Below are 14,406 nucleotides of genomic sequence, written 5' to 3'. Positions count from 1 at the left end.
ATGGGGTGGCTGGACGCGATGCTGGCGCGGCCGCGACTGGTGGTCGCGGCCGTGACCGTGGTCAGCGCCCTGTCCGCGATCACCGTTGCGCTGACGCGCGATGCCGACGGCCCGCTGATCCGCGTCGATACCGACCTCGACGCCCTGCTGCCGGCCGATGCAGCCGAGACGGAGAGCATGCAGCGGCTGGAGGCCCGCTTCGGTGCCACCGATGCGCTGCTGGTGAGCGCACGCCACGACGACCTGTTCAGTGCCGACGGGCTGAACGCGGTGGCCGCTGCGCACGACCGCGTTCGCGCGCTGCCATCGGTGCGGTCGGTCAACTCGCTGGCGTCCGCGCCGAACCTGCTGCTCAACAGCCCCGATGACGCGGTGCTGGATGTCGGTTCGGTGACCGAGCAGTACCGGCGCGACCCCGAACGGCTCACTACCATTGCCGACAGCGCCCGTCGCAACCCGATGCTGGCCGGCGTGCTGTTCAGCGCCGACCCGGACGCGGCGGCCTTCATCGTCACGCCGGTGGACGGTCTCGAGGGCAGCGGCGTGCAGGCGCTTGCGGAGGCGGTGCGTATCGAGGTCGCGGCGGTGACCGGCTTCCACGATGTCGCGACCACCGGAACCGGGCTGGTCGATGCCGCCACCACGGATGCCATCTGGGACGGTCTGCTGCGCACGCTGCCGGTGGCGGTGGCGCTGGTCATCGGCCTGCTGGCGCTGTCCTTCCGCAGCGCCCTGGTGGTGCTGCTCGGTGCCATGAGCATCGGCGTTTCGCTGCTCGTGATGTGGGCGGTGGGCGCGCTCGCCGGCCTGTCGCTCAACATGGTGTCGGCGATCGCGCCGCCGGTGGTGGTGGCCTTCGGGATCATGTTCAGCATCCACATGGTGTCGGAATGGCTCCGGCACGATGTCGGCGAGAGCACCGGCCGCGCGCGCCGCGCGGTGGGGGCGGTGGCGGTGCCGCTGCTGCTCAACGGGCTCACCACGTCCATCGGGCTGGCGGCGCTGGCGCTGTCACCACTTCCCGCCGTGCGCGACTTCTCGCTGCTGGCGGTGACCGGCGTCCTGTCGCTGACCGTGCTCAGCGTGAGCTACCTGCCGGCGCTGCTGCTGCTCATGGGCATGCACATCGGTGCGCGGCCGCTGCTGGGCGAGAGCATCGCGCGGCGCGTGGCCGATCGTCTGGCGCGCTTCGATGTGCGCTGGCGCGTGCCCATCGTGGCTGCCGCGCTCGGCGTGCTGGTGGCCGGGGCACTGCTCGCGCAGCGCGTCGAGCCGGGGTCGTCCTACATCGCGAACTTCAGTCCCGACGCACCGGTGCGCGCCCAGTACGAGCAGGTCAACGCTGATCTGGGGGGCGCCAACACCATCGCGGTGCTGCTCGAGGCGCCGCTCGATCATGTGCTGCTCGAGCCGGACATCGCGCGCGCGGTCGGGGATTTCGTGTCCTGGGCCCGCGAGCAGCCCGAGATCGGAGCCGCCGTCAGTTACGTCGACCATCTGCAGGTTCTGAATGCGGCCATGCAGCCGGACGCGGGTGGTGCGCTGGCATACCCGGAAAGCACGCGGCTGGCACGCCAGCTGCTGAGCTTCGGCGGCAACGATGCGGTGCGCGGCCTGATCGATTCCCGGCAGCGCAATGCCGTGGTGCCGTTGCGCATCAATGTCGATCACAGTGCGCAGGTCAGCGCGCTGGTCGAGCGCATCCGGACGCGACTGGCGACGCTGCCGCCGGCGCTCAACGCGGAGGTCACCGGGGCCCCGGTGATGGCGGCCAGCACGGTCACGCGCGTGGTCGACCGGCAGTGGCTGTCGGTGGGGGCCGCACTGCTTGCGATCCTGCTGGTGCTCTACGCGCTCTTCCTGTCGCTGCGCGCCGCGCTGGTGGCGATGATCCCCAATCTCATCCCGGTGGCGGTCTACTTCGGCCTCCTCGGGATCAGCGGCATCGGACTCAACCCGGCCACCAGCCTCGTGGCCTGCCTCGTGATCGGGGTGGCGGTGGACGATACCATCCATTTCCTGGCGCGCTTCAATGCCGAGGCCCGGGCGCGCGGCAGCGAGGATCAGGCGGTCAGTCACGCCCTGGGCACGGTGCTGCGCCCGGTCTCGCTGACCACGGCGGCGCTGTGCCTCAGCTTCGGCGCCTTTCTGCTGTCGCCGCTGGTGTCGCACGCCGAGTTCGGCGCGCTGGCGGCGCTCGCGCTGCTGCTGGCCTGGCTCACCGACATCCTGGTGACGCCCGCGCTCGGCTCCATGGTGCGGATCGTGACACTCTGGGATCTGCTGCGGGTCGACCTGGGTCAGTCGCCGCAGTACACCATCCCGCTGCTCAACGGCCTCAGCAACCGCCAGGCGCGCCTGTTCGCGCTCACCGCGCACTACGAGCGCGTGCCGGCCGGCACCGATATCGTCATCGAGGGCGAGATCTCCGCCGACATCTGGGTGTGCGTCGACGGGCAGCTCGAAGTGTGGGTCGAGCGCGAGGGGCAGCGGCGCACCATCAACAGTCTGTTCCGCGGCGCCACGCTGGGCGAGGCGGGCTACTTCGGACAGCGTCGCACCGCGTCGGTGACCACGCGCCGCGACACGCGCCTGCTGCGCTTCAACGCCAACGACCTCGAGCGGCTGCGCCGACGGCACCCGCGCATCGCCGCCATCGTGCTGCGCAACCTCAATCGCATCCAGGCCGAGCGCCTGGCGCACGCCACCTCGATGCTGCGCTAACACCGTAGCGTCACGCCCGCGGTCGACGATGCCGCCATAATCGGCGACCGAACACGAACCCACGCAATCGGGAGACACTGCATGAGCCTGCAAGGCAAGACCCTGTTCATCTCCGGCGGCAGCCGCGGCATCGGCCTCGCCATCGCCGTTCGCGCAGCCCGCGACGGTGCCAATGTCGCCGTCGCCGCCAAGACCGACCAGCCGCACCCCAAGCTGTCGGGCACCATCCACACGGCGGCGGACGCCATCCGCGAAGCCGGCGGGCAGGCGCTTCCGCTGCTCTGCGACATCCGCGAGGAGGAGCAGGTCACGGCCGCCATCGAGAAGACCGTGGAGACCTTCGGCGGACTGGACATCCTGGTCAACAACGCCAGCGCAATCTCGCTGACCGGGACGATGCAGACCGACATGAAGCGCTACGACCTGATGAACCAGATCAATGCGCGCGGCACCTATCTCTGCGGCCAGAAGGCCATCCCGCATCTGCGCAAGGCGGAGAATCCGCACATCCTCACGCTGTCGCCGCCCCTGGATATGCGCAGCAAGTGGTTCGCGCCGCACGTGGCGTATTCCATCGCCAAGTACGGCATGAGCCTCTGCACGCTGGCCTGGGCGGAGGAGTTCGCCAGGGACGGCATCGCCGCCAATGCCTTGTGGCCACGCACCGGCATCGCCACCGCGGCCATCGAGATGCTGGGAGGCGACGAGCTCGCCAAGCGGTCGCGGGCGCCGGAGATCATGGCGGACGCTGCGCACGTCATCCTGTGCAAGGACAGCCGCAGCTTCACCGGCCAGTTCTGCATCGACGACGTGGTGCTCCACGACAGCGGCGTGCGCGATTTCTCGGGATACCGCCGGGCCGACGTCGACGAATCGGAGCTGATGCCCGACTTCTTCGTTCCGGACGACCTGCCCAAGGTGACATGAGTCGCTGGCGGCCGCCGAACACCGAGCGCGCGTCGCCCTACGTCACTGCCGATGGTCTGGCGCGGCTGCAGGCCGAGTACGACCATCTGTGGCGCGAGCGCCGGCCCGCCGTGGTGCGGGCGCTCGCGGCCGCCGCCGCGGAGGGTGATCGCTCGGAGAACGCCGAATATCAGTACCGCAAGAAGGAGCTCGGGGAGATCGATCGCCGCGTGCGTTATCTGCAGCGTCGCCTGCCGCAACTCCGCGTTCCGCCGCTTCCGGACGATCCCGGCCGCATTCACTTCGGCGCCGCGGTCCGCATCTGCGTGGACGGCGATGCCGAGCGCACCCTCCGGCTGGTGGGGGCGGACGAGACCGATACCGCCAGCGGGTGCGTGTCGGTCGACGCACCGCTGCCGCGCGCGCTGCTCGGCCGTCGCGAGGGCGACGTGTTCCATCACGCGGCGCCCGGCGGCGAACAGGAGATCGAGGTGCTGAGCGTGGCCTATGCGGAACCCGCAGACGCGCGAGCGGTCAATGATGACCCGGATTGAGAGGAGCGGGTGCATGCGCGGATGGCTGTCGATGCTGGTACTGGCGGTGACCGTCAGCGGGTGCGTGACCGCGACGCCGTACCAACCCGCCGACGGCGGCTACGGCTACGCCGATCAGCGCATCGAGGACAGGCGCTTCCGCGTGACCTTCTCCGGCAACGACGCCACCCCGCGGGCCCGGGTCGAGAACTACCTGCTCTTCCGGGCGGCCGAGATCACGCTGGCGAACGGCGGCACGCATTTCCTCATGGGCGACGTGGCCACCGAGTCGCAGACCAGCTACACGCAGACGCTCGATACCCGCTTCGGGTTCGGGTACTACTCCACCTTCGGCGGTGCCGCGGGGCTGGGTGTCGGCACCAGCACGCCGCGATCGACCCGCTACGACGCGCAGGCCTACATCGTCGTGCTCGAGGACGATCAGGGCCGCGACGACCTCAAGGCCTTCGATGCGCGGCAGGTGCAGCAGCACCTCGGCCCGACCATCGTGCGCCCGGAATAGGGCCCGCGAACCGGCGATAGCCCGCCACTATCCGGAGCATCGCGACGGACGCATTGATTAGCGAATGAGAATCACTATCATGCGTGCATGCCGAAGCGGAGCACAGCCATGACCAAGACGATCTCATTCGCGATAGTCCACATGACGGTGGCGTTCACGGTCGTCTACCTGATGACCGGCAACGTCATGGCCGGTGGTGTGGTGGCGCTGATCGAACCGATGTGCAATACCGTCGCATACCACTTCCACGAACGCTTCTGGGCGCGTCGTGGGCGCGGGGGCGGGGATCCCGCCCCCACCGGCGCCTGATCCCGCCGGAGGCGCGGTCTACTGCGTCCGTCGTAGTTGTCGGTGCGAACGGGAATGCTAGAGTCCCTCGCAAAGATCCGGAGGAGATTCCCACTTGACGCATCGCAGCGTGCTGGTGACCGGCGCTTCGGCCGGTATCGGCCGTGCCACGGTCCTGCGCTTTCTCGCCATGGGCTGGCAGGTGGGGGCGATCGACCGTGACGGCCGGGCGCTTGCCGCGCTCGAAGCCGAGGCCGCCAGCGAGCGCCTCTGGACGGAGGCCGTCGACGTCACCGACGCTGACGCCTACACCGCAGCGCTTCGCGGCTTCATGGAAGCCACCGGCGGCCGGCTGGACGTGCTGGTCAACAATGCCGGGCTGGTGTGCGCCGGGGACTTCGAATCGATCGACTGTTCGCATTACGACCGCCTCATCGACGTGAACGTGAAGGCGGTCGTGCGCGGCTGCCATATCGCGCTGCCGTTCCTGATGACCACACCCGGCGCGCGCGTGGTCAATCTGTGTTCGGCGTCGGCCGCATACGGCGTACCGTCCTACGCGGTCTATTCGGCCAGCAAGTTCGCGGTGCGCGGACTGACCGAGGCGCTGGACGCGGAGTGGCGCCGCCACGGCATCCGCGTGACGGCGGTGTGGCCGCTCTTCACAAGGACGGCGATGACCACCGGCATCCATCAGCCGGCGATACTCGAGCGGCTCGGCGTGCGCCTGGATGCCGGTGACGTCGCGCGCGTGGTGACGCGTTCGGCGACGTGCCCGCGCTGGTGGCCGCAGGTCCACTGGAACGTTGGTCTGCAGGGCATGCTCGTGGTGCTGACGACGCGTTTCCTCCCGGCCTGGCTCAACCGCATCTTCATGCGCGAGCTGGGGGACTACTGACCGCATTGCCCGCCATGGTCGTGACCTTCATGCATTCACCCGCAGGACTTCCGCAATGACACGCCCCTCCAGCAACCGGCGCGCACTCGCCTTCATGGTCGGCGCCGCACTCCTCTGGCCCGGCGCGTCGGCGCAGGCCCAGGATGCCGGCGACGCGGTCGATCGGACGGCGGCGCAGCGGCGCGACGACGCGCGCTCCCAGGACCGTATCGATCAGGTCGACGAAGCCACGCGCGAGGCGCTGCAGGCCTATCGCTCCGCGGTATGGGAGACGCAGCAGCTCAACGTCTATGCCGATCAGCTGCAGGAGCTGATCGACCAGCAGGCGGCGGAGCTCGAGTCGCTGCGCGAGCAGATCCGCGAGCTCGAGCTCACCGAGCGCGAGATCATGCCGCTGATGCTGCGCATGATCGACGCGCTGGAGCGCTTCGTGGCGCTCGATCTGCCGTTCCGTCAGGAGGAGCGTCGCAAGCGGCTCGAGGGGCTGCGCGATGCCATGTCGGACCCCTCGGTTTCGGTGGCGGATCGCTATCAGAAGGTGCTCGAGGCCTATGCGGCCGAGTCGGACTATGGCCGCGGCATCGGTCACGAGCGCGCCGAGATCGACGGCCGCGTGCACGACATCCTGCGGGTCGGGCGGGTGGCGCTGTACGCGCTGTCGCTCGACGGCAGCGAGGTCAGGCGCTGGGACGCGGCTTCCGAAGCCTGGGTCGACATGCCCGGGCACTACATTCCCACCGTGCGCCAGGCGCTGCGCGTGTCGCGCGAAGTGATCGCGCCCGAGCTGCTGCTGCTGCCGGTGTCGGTGCCGACCGCCGACGGCGATGCCGGCACGCTGCCGGCGCTGGACGCGGTGGAGGCCGCGCCGGAGGCCGCCGCGGGCTCGGGTGACGACGACGGGGAGGAAACGCCATGATCCGCCGCCACTGCACCATCGCCACGCTGCTCGCCGGCATGCTGCTGACGGCGCTGCCCGCCGCACCGGCGGTCGCGCAGGACATGGCCAGCCTGCTCCAGGAGATCCGCGAATCGGGTCGCCAGCAGCAGCGCATCAATCGCGAGCGCGAGCAGCGCTTCATTCGCGAGCGCGACCAGCAGCAGCAGCGTCTGCGGGAAGCCCGGGCCGAGCGCGATGCCGCCCGTCGGCGCGCGGAGCAGGTACGCGCCGAGTTCGAGCAGGGCCAGGAGCAGATCAACGCGCTCAAGGAGGAGCTCAACGCCGCCAGCGCCGATCTAGGCCGGCTGTTCACGGCGGCGCGCAGCACCGCGGGCGATCTGCGCGAGAAGGCCCAGACCTCGCCGGTGACGGCGCAGGTGCCCGAGCGTCTCGAACAGCTCGGCGCCATCGCCGACAACCCCGCGCTGCCCAGCATGGCGCAGCTCGAGGATCTCTGGTTCCTGCTGGTACAGGACATGACCGCCACCGGGCGGGTGGCGCGCTTCGAAGCACCGATCACCGACATCTTCGGCAACGAGCGTTCGGCAGAGCTCATCCGGGTCGGTGATTTCAGCGCCTTCACTGCCGATGGTTACGTGCTCCTGCCCGAGGGCGGCACGGTGGCGCAGTTGCTGCCGCGGCAGCCGGGCGGCAGCTATACCGACGCTGCCGAGGACTTCTTCGCGGCCGAGCCGGGCAGCGTGCAGCCCGCGCTCATCGATCCGTCGCGCGGCCGGCTGCTGGAGGTCGAGGCCGATCGGCCAACGCTAGGCGAGCGCGTCGACCAGGGCGGCGTGGTCGGCTACACCATCCTGGCCATCGGTGCGGCGGGCCTGCTGTTGGCGGTGGCGCAGCTGGTCTATCTGGCCCTGGTGGGCGGGCGCGTGCGCCGACAGCTCGACGCCACCGATCAGCCGCGCGACGACAATCCGCTCGGCCGGGTCCTCGGCGCGGCATCCGACGGCACCGGCAGCGACGATCCCGAGCTGCTCGAGCTGCACCTGTCCGAGGCGGTGGTCAAGGAGACGCCGCGCCTGGAGCGCTTCCAGTCGCTGCTCAAGCTGTTCGTGGCGGTCGCGCCGCTCATGGGGCTGCTCGGCACCGTCACCGGCATGATCCTCACGTTCCAGTCGATCACGCTGTTCGGCACCGGTGACCCCAAGCTCATGGCGGGCGGCATCTCGCAGGCGCTGGTGACCACGGTACTGGGCCTGTGTGTGGCCATTCCACTGCTCTTCCTGAATTCGCTGCTGGGTGCGCGCTCGCGCGTGCTGGTGCAGACGCTCGATGAAGAGTCGGCGCTGGTGCTCGCGCGCAGGCTCGAGGGGCAGGGTCGTGCTTGAGGCGCTGCTCTGGCGCATAGCGGGCAGCGGGCCCCTGGCGCGCGTCGCCGACTTTCTCGATGACGGCGGGCCGGTGCTGCTGCTGGTCGGTGCCGCGGGTCTGCTGCTCTGGGTGCTGATCCTGGAGCGCTGGGTGTACTTCCGCTTCGTGTTCCCGCGCATGGAGCGCGAGCTGATCGCGCAGTGGCGCGAGCGTGCCACGCACCGGAGCTGGAGCGCCCGTCGCGTGCGGGAGGTGATGATCCGGCGGGCGCGCGAGCGCCTGGCGGCGACCCTGCCGCTGATCCAGACGCTGATCGCGGCCTGTCCGCTGCTCGGCCTGCTCGGCACCGTGACCGGCATGATCGCGGTCTTCGACGTCGTCGCGCTGGTCGGCACCGGCGACGCCCAGGCGATGGCGGCGGGGGTCTCGCGCGCCACCATCCCGACCATGGCGGGCATGGTGGTCGGGATCTCCGGCCTGTTCCCGCTCTACCGTTTCACCGCGGCCGCCCGTGACCGCGCCGAACGCCTGTCCGAGGCGCTCGACACGAGGGGTACGGCATGAAGATGCGGCGCCACACGCAGACCAGTGAAGATGCCGGCATCGATCTGACGCCGATGCTGGACGTGGTCTTCATCATGCTGATCTTCTTCATCGTGACCACGACCTTCGTCCGCGAGGCGGGCATCAACGTCAACCGGCCGAGCGCCGAGACCGCGGAGCGGCAGGACCAGCAGACGATCCTGGTGGCGATCTCCGCCGAGGACGAGATCTACATCGATGGGCGTAGCGTCGACATCCGCGGCCTGCGTGCCGAAATCGAGCGTCTCAAGGGCCAGGCACCGGACGCGACCGTGGTGGTGCAGGCCGACCAGGATGCCGGCGCCGGGGTCATGGTCCAGGTGATGGACAAGGCGCGACTGGCGGGGGCGCGCAATGTGGCCGTGGCCGCCGAGACGCCCCGATAGCCGCGATGTCGCTGCGCGTCGCGATACTGCTGCCGCTGGCGCTGTTCATCATCGTCGGCCTGTTCTGGCTGATGCAGTGGATGATCGCGCCCGGCGAGGTGGTGCGCGTCGAGCGCGAGGAGCTTCCCGGCATCGAGATCGTGCGCGTCGAGGAGGAGGAACCGCCCACCAGCCGGCCCGATGCCAGTCCGCAGTCGAGCCCGCCGCCGCCACCGCCCACGCCGCCATCGCTGCAGCGCCCCGATCTGCCTTCGGTATCGGTGCCGATGCCGCAGGCGCCGTCGGTGAGCGAGGTCGCCGCGCCGCTGTCCTTCTCCGGCAGCCAGTCGCTGTCCAGCGGTGAGTTCGGTGGCTTCGCCGGCGGCACCGGAAGCGGCGCGGGCGATGGCTACGGTTCCGGCAGCGGTTTCAAGGGGCGCGAGCTGGTCCCGCTCTCGACCGCCCGCCCGATGATGCCCGAGTGGGCCTGCGATCAGGAGATCGAGGGCTGGGTGGAGGTCATCTTCACGGTCATGCCGAACGGCCGCGTGCAGGACGTGCGCATCATCGACGCCGACCCCAAGGGCGTGTACGAGACCGCCGCCATCCAGTCGGTATCCAACTGGATCTACCAGAGCAGCAGCCGCGCGCGGGAAGTCAAGCAACGCATCGAGATGGATCCGGCTGAATGCGCCTACGACTACCGGTGACGACGACCGTGCCTCGCATCGCGCTGCTGGTACTGACCGGCATCGCCGCCCTGATGCCGGTGCACGCCCAGCAGTATCGCAGCGAGGTGCGGGTTCTCGACACGCCGCCCGAGCAAAAGCCGAAGGCCGATCCGGAGAAGCTGCTGCGCGAGGCGGGCAGCGCCTACGAGCGCGCCATGCTGTTGCGCGAGCTCGCCGGCAGTGCCGCCGGTCGCGGCGAGTACGATCGCGCCGCCGAGCTGCTCGGCAGGGCGATCGGGGAGAACGCGCTGTCGGGTCCGGCCCAGCGGGCGATGGAGGAGCAGCTCTCCCAGCTGCTGGTGGCATCGGGCGATCCCGATGCCATCATCCGCGGTCTGGAGTCCGAGGTCCGCGGCAATGCCGGCGCGCCGGCCGCCCAGCAGGCGGCACTGGGTTCCGCCTATGCCGCCAAGGAGCGCTACCGCGACGCGCTGCCGCTGCTGCAGCGGGCCGTTGCGCGTTCCCCCGAGCCGCAGGAAAGCTGGCTGCGCGCGCTGCTCGCCACCCAGATCGGCCTCGGTCGCACCGGCGACGCCGCCGCGACGGTGGACCGCCTGCTGGTGCGCAATCCCCGGGAGGCGGACTACTGGCATCAGGCGGTGGCGCTGCATCTCAAGGCCGGCAGCGAGCGCGATGCCCAGGCGGCGCTGGAGGTGGCGGCGCGGCTCGGCTATGTATCGGACGCCGGGCAGCGTCAGCAGCTGGCGGCGCTGGTGGCGCGCATCGGCGCTCCCTACTACGCCGCCACGCAGCTCGAGGACTGGATGGAGCGCGGCGCCGTGCCGCGCAATCGCGGCACTTTGCGCGCGCTCGCCAACTACTGGATCGCCGCGCGCGAGGACGGGCAGGCGGTGGACGCCATCGACCGCGTGCTGGCCACCGGCAGCGACATCGAGCTGCTGCGCCAGCTCGGTCAGCTCCACATGGACCGCGAGGACTACGGCGAGGCGGCGCGCGCCTTCGCGCGCGTGACCGAGGCGCGTCCGGGCGATGCCGCGACCTGGATGTCACTGGCGGTGGCCCGCTATCAGGTGGCCGATATCGAGGGTGCGCTCGCAGCGTTCCGCAAGGCCGCGGCATCCGACGGCCAGGCGGCGCTGGCGGCGGACTGGATCGAGTATCTGGAGAGCGGCCGGGCCCGTGAGCAGGCGATGGCCGCCGCGTCACGACGCGCGCGCCAGCGCGGCGATACCGAGGACGAGATCGCGCGTGCCGTGCTGGGCGAGCCGGTCTCGCTGGGCGAGGGGGCGTCGGGCAGCGGCTCCGCGGGCACGCCCGGCGGGCTGACACCGGTGGGCGCCGATGCCGGGCCCAGCGCCGATGGCGTCATTCCGGCCTGGCAGGGCGGCATTACGCCGGAACACTGGCCCGAGGGATACGCCGAGAGCGAGCGTCTGGTCGACCCCTTCGCGACCGACAAGCCGGTTGCAACCGTTACCGCCGACAACATGGCGGAGCATGCCGAGTACCTCAGCGACGGCCACAAGGCGCTGCTGCGTCGCTATCCGGACTACCGCATGAAGGTGTATCCGACCCGCCGCAGCGTGTCGTATCCGGAGCGGATCTATCGCGCCACCCGCGACAACGAGGGAAGCGCCCGCCTGGTCGGCTCGGACACGCTGGAGGGTGCTTCGCTGGGGTTCCCGTTCCGCAGGCCGGAGTCCGGCGTCGAAGCGATGTGGAATCATCGCGTGCGCTATCGCGGCGACTCGGTGATGGCGCGCACCCAGCAGGCCGTGGTCTATCCCGATGGCCGCCGCACCGACGAGCTGTTCCAGACCGAGCGCGTGTACTTCCGCTACGCGAACCTCGACGATCCGGTGGACATCGACAACCAGAACATCCTGCTCTACTACCTGAGCTGGTTCTCGCGCGATCGCTACGGCGTCGACTTCGCGGCGCTGGTGCACGAAACCGCCGACGGCGCGGACAAGGGGCGCGCGGTCTGGGTCATGCCGCCGCGCGCCAACCGCCTCTTCCGCATTCCGCCGGTGGGGTACGACCAGCCGTTCCCGGGCTCGTCGGCGGTCTACTTCGTCGACATGGTCGACATGTACAACGGCGCCTTCGACCGCTACAACTGGAAGCTGGTCGGCAAGCGCCAGTTGCTCGTTCCGTACAACGGCTACCGGCTGGTCGACGGATCGGTCGGGCTCGACGACCTGCTGCAGGGGCGCTTCCCGAACCCGGAGCCCATGCGCTACGAGCGCCACCGGGTCTGGGTGGTCGAGGCCACCGAGCGCGCGGGCACCTCGCACAGCTTCGGCAAGCGCGTGTTCTACATCGACGAGGACAGCTGGAACGTGGTCCTGGTCGAGAACTACGACCACGACGGCGAGCTGTGGCGCTTCCAGGAAGGGCATCTGGTGCCGCAGTACAACGTCCAGGCGGCCAATGCCATGCCGGTGGTGACCTACGATCTGCGCGACGGCCGATACTTCATCAATCGCATGGCCATGGAGACCGAGCCCGCCGAATTCGGCGTTCCGGGCATTCGGGCCTCGGACTATCTGCCGTCGGCCGTGAAGTCGCGCTACGCGCGCTAGCGATCAGGCGCCGTCCCGGCGCTGGGCATCGAGCTCGTCGGCGATGAGGCGGGCGAGGTCGGGCAGCAGGCGGTCGACATCCTTGCCGGCACTGCCGCGCATGCGCTCGTAGAGCGATTTCACGACCCGGTTGCTGGAGGCGCGCGCGCGCCGGTCGGCCACCGCGATGAGCGCCTCGCGCGCGCTCGCCGAGCGCGCGTCGAGGAAGCGTGCGAAATCCGGCTCGGCGGCCGGATTCCACTCGGCGTAGTGCGGGTCGAGCGCGTCCAGGAACTCCGGCAGCAGCCGGCGCGCCGCCGTGTCGAGAAGATCCGGCCGCTGCCGTTGCGCGGCGTGTACCGCCGAGCGCAGCGCGAAGCCGCGGACTCCGCCGGTATCGCTCACGAAGGTCTGGATCATGACGCTGCAGCCCGTCACGATCTGGCCTTCGCGCGGGCTGTTGAGGATGCGTTCACGAAGCTGGGTCATGGAAACGGTCGCTCGATGAGATCGGCGGCATGCTAGCCGGAAACACGATGCCGCGTCGGTGTGCCCGCGATCGATTCGGTGCGGGCATACTGTCGCGCACTCACCTTGGGAATCGCCTTCGGATATGGGGAGCGAAGACGACAAGCCGCGCCGCGCGAGCATGGATCGGTTGACCACCCGCCCGATGGCGCGGAACTGGGCGATGACCCGGCTGGGGATGGGCACCGGCGCCCGGTTCGCCGCCCACAGCTTCGGCAATCTGTTCCGCGATGCCTCGCATCGCAAGGATGCCGATCGCGACTTCTACCGCGACGAGGCCGGGAAGCTCGCCGACGCGCTGGGCAATCTCAAGGGCAGCGTGATGAAGGCGGGGCAGATGCTCTCGCTCTACGCGCAGTACTTCCTGCCGCCGGAAGCGGTCGACGTGCTGTCCGGGCTGCAGGACGACACCGCCCCGGTCTCGTGGTCGGTGATCGAGCCGGTGCTGCAGCGCGGACTGGGCGACAAGCGGCTCGCCGAGATCGAGGTGGACCGCCGGCCACTGGCGGCCGCGTCGCTCGGACAGGCGCATCGGGCCCGCCGGCGCAGCGACGGTACCGAGCTGGTGCTCAAGATCCAGTATCCGGGCGTCGGCGATGCCATCGAGAGCGACGTCCGGACGCTCAAACGGCTGCTCAGCATGACCCGGCTGGCGCCACGCGGACTCGACATGGAGCCGGTCTTCAACGAGGTGCGCGAGATGCTGCACCGCGAGGTCGACTACGCCAGCGAAGCGCGCTACACCAAGGATTACGCGCGCCGCCTGGCCGACGATGCGCGCTTCATCGTGCCACGGGTGTACGACGAGTATTCCGCCGACATGGTGCTGGCGCTCTCCTACGAGCCGGGCGTGAGCATCCGGCACGCATCGGTGGCCGCGCTGCCCCAGGACACGCGCAACGACATCGCCTACGCCTTCATCGAGATATTCCTGCGCGAGTTCTTCTCGTGGGGCATGGTGCAGACCGACCCGCATTTCGGGAACTACCGCATCCGCCTGGCCGACGACGCGCCGCCGCGCATCGTGCTCCTCGACTTCGGCGCCACCCGCATATTCGGTCGTGGTTTCATCGAGGGCTACCGGCGGCTGCTGTCGGGCGCGCTGTTCGGCCCCCGCGACGACATCTTCGAGGGCGCGATGCAGATCGGCCTGATGGAGGCGGATCACCCGCGCGCGGTGCTCGATGCCTTCGCCGAGCTGGTCGAGCTCATCATGGAACCGTTCCGGCAGCCGGACGAGGCGGGCGCCAATCCGGAACTCCTCACGCCGGACGGTGCCTATCGTTTCGCGGACTCGGATCTGCTGCCGCGCGCGGCACAGAAGGTCGCGCGCAACTCGCTCTCGCGCTGGTTCCGGGTGCCGCCGCGAGAGATCGTCTTCCTGCACCGGCGACTGGCCGGTGCATTCATGGCCTGCGGCGTGCTCGGCGCCGAACTCAAGGGACGTGCGATGCTGATGGAGGCGCTTGGCATCGACGACCCCAACCCGAGCTGATGCCAGCGCTGCTGGAGGCCGGAATCAACACGCTGGCCGGAACAG

At 69.8% G+C, this 14,406-nt stretch carries 14 protein-coding genes; 13 read left to right on the top strand and 1 reads right to left on the bottom strand.

Translation table 11 applies throughout. The annotated features are described in order from the left end of the window. The 12 genes from KAH28_RS07010 (at position 1) to KAH28_RS06955 (ending at position 12,359) form a co-directional block, all read left to right on the top strand. Complete coding sequence (locus KAH28_RS07010) at positions 1–2,724, top strand: MMPL family transporter (RefSeq protein WP_290575270.1); 2,724 nt, start codon at positions 1–3, stop codon at positions 2,722–2,724. Between the two features lie 81 nt (positions 2,725–2,805). Continuing rightward, positions 2,806–3,651 (top strand): NAD(P)-dependent oxidoreductase, encoded by an 846-nt coding sequence (locus tag KAH28_RS07005; protein ID WP_290575269.1) that lies wholly within the window; start codon positions 2,806–2,808, stop codon positions 3,649–3,651. Continuing rightward, a complete protein-coding gene (locus KAH28_RS07000) occupies positions 3,648–4,184 on the top strand; it encodes a GreA/GreB family elongation factor (protein WP_290575268.1) in 537 nt (178 codons plus the stop codon). The genes KAH28_RS07005 and KAH28_RS07000 overlap by 4 nt, the downstream gene beginning before the upstream one ends. Before the next feature lie 13 nt (positions 4,185–4,197). After that, entirely contained in the window at positions 4,198–4,686 is a 489-nt protein-coding gene (locus KAH28_RS06995) for a hypothetical protein (RefSeq protein WP_290575267.1), read from the top strand. 108 nt (positions 4,687–4,794) lie between these two features. Beyond that, on the top strand, positions 4,795–4,995 hold the full coding sequence (locus KAH28_RS06990; RefSeq protein ID WP_290575266.1) for a DUF2061 domain-containing protein: 201 nt from the start codon (positions 4,795–4,797) through the stop codon (positions 4,993–4,995). Between the two features lie 94 nt (positions 4,996–5,089). Beyond that, the gene (locus tag KAH28_RS06985) at positions 5,090–5,872 is read left to right on the top strand and encodes an SDR family oxidoreductase (protein WP_290575265.1); all 783 of its coding nucleotides are present in this window, start codon (positions 5,090–5,092) and stop codon (positions 5,870–5,872) included. A gap of 55 nt (positions 5,873–5,927) precedes the next feature. After that, positions 5,928–6,788 carry a DUF3450 domain-containing protein gene (locus tag KAH28_RS06980; protein ID WP_290575264.1) on the top strand — a complete coding sequence of 287 codons (861 nt, stop codon included), beginning with the start codon at positions 5,928–5,930 and terminating at the stop codon, positions 6,786–6,788. After that, the gene (locus tag KAH28_RS06975; RefSeq protein WP_290575263.1) at positions 6,785–8,152 is read left to right on the top strand and encodes a MotA/TolQ/ExbB proton channel family protein; all 1,368 of its coding nucleotides are present in this window, start codon (positions 6,785–6,787) and stop codon (positions 8,150–8,152) included. Before KAH28_RS06980 ends, KAH28_RS06975 begins: the two co-directional genes overlap by 4 nt. Then, positions 8,145–8,699 carry a MotA/TolQ/ExbB proton channel family protein gene (locus KAH28_RS06970; RefSeq protein WP_290575262.1) on the top strand — a complete coding sequence of 185 codons (555 nt, stop codon included), beginning with the start codon at positions 8,145–8,147 and terminating at the stop codon, positions 8,697–8,699. The genes KAH28_RS06975 and KAH28_RS06970 overlap by 8 nt, the downstream gene beginning before the upstream one ends. Continuing rightward, a complete protein-coding gene (locus KAH28_RS06965) occupies positions 8,696–9,103 on the top strand; it encodes a biopolymer transporter ExbD (RefSeq protein WP_290575261.1) in 408 nt (135 codons plus the stop codon). Before KAH28_RS06970 ends, KAH28_RS06965 begins: the two co-directional genes overlap by 4 nt. Before the next feature lie 5 nt (positions 9,104–9,108). Continuing rightward, positions 9,109–9,792 (top strand): energy transducer TonB, encoded by a 684-nt coding sequence (locus tag KAH28_RS06960; RefSeq protein WP_290575260.1) that lies wholly within the window; start codon positions 9,109–9,111, stop codon positions 9,790–9,792. Beyond that, positions 9,771–12,359, top strand: a complete 2,589-nt coding sequence (locus KAH28_RS06955) for a DUF1329 domain-containing protein (protein WP_290575259.1) — start codon at positions 9,771–9,773, stop codon at positions 12,357–12,359. The genes KAH28_RS06960 and KAH28_RS06955 overlap by 22 nt, the downstream gene beginning before the upstream one ends. 3 nt (positions 12,360–12,362) lie before the next feature. On the opposite strand, the gene KAH28_RS06950 is transcribed toward KAH28_RS06955, so the two are convergent. Further along, positions 12,363–12,827 carry a hypothetical protein gene (locus KAH28_RS06950; RefSeq protein ID WP_290575258.1) on the bottom strand — a complete coding sequence of 155 codons (465 nt, stop codon included), beginning with the start codon at positions 12,825–12,827 and terminating at the stop codon, positions 12,363–12,365. 202 nt (positions 12,828–13,029) lie between these two features. Between KAH28_RS06950 and KAH28_RS06945 the strand changes: the two genes are divergently transcribed. Next, entirely contained in the window at positions 13,030–14,361 is a 1,332-nt protein-coding gene (locus tag KAH28_RS06945; protein WP_290575257.1) for an AarF/ABC1/UbiB kinase family protein, read from the top strand. Positions 14,362–14,406 lie beyond the last annotated feature (45 nt).

The organism is Algiphilus sp., assembly GCF_023145115.1.
In the GTDB taxonomy this organism is placed as follows: domain Bacteria; phylum Pseudomonadota; class Gammaproteobacteria; order Nevskiales; family Nevskiaceae; genus Algiphilus.
Note: the sequence above shows the minus strand (reverse complement) of the source record. Positions and strands in the feature narration are given on the sequence as shown.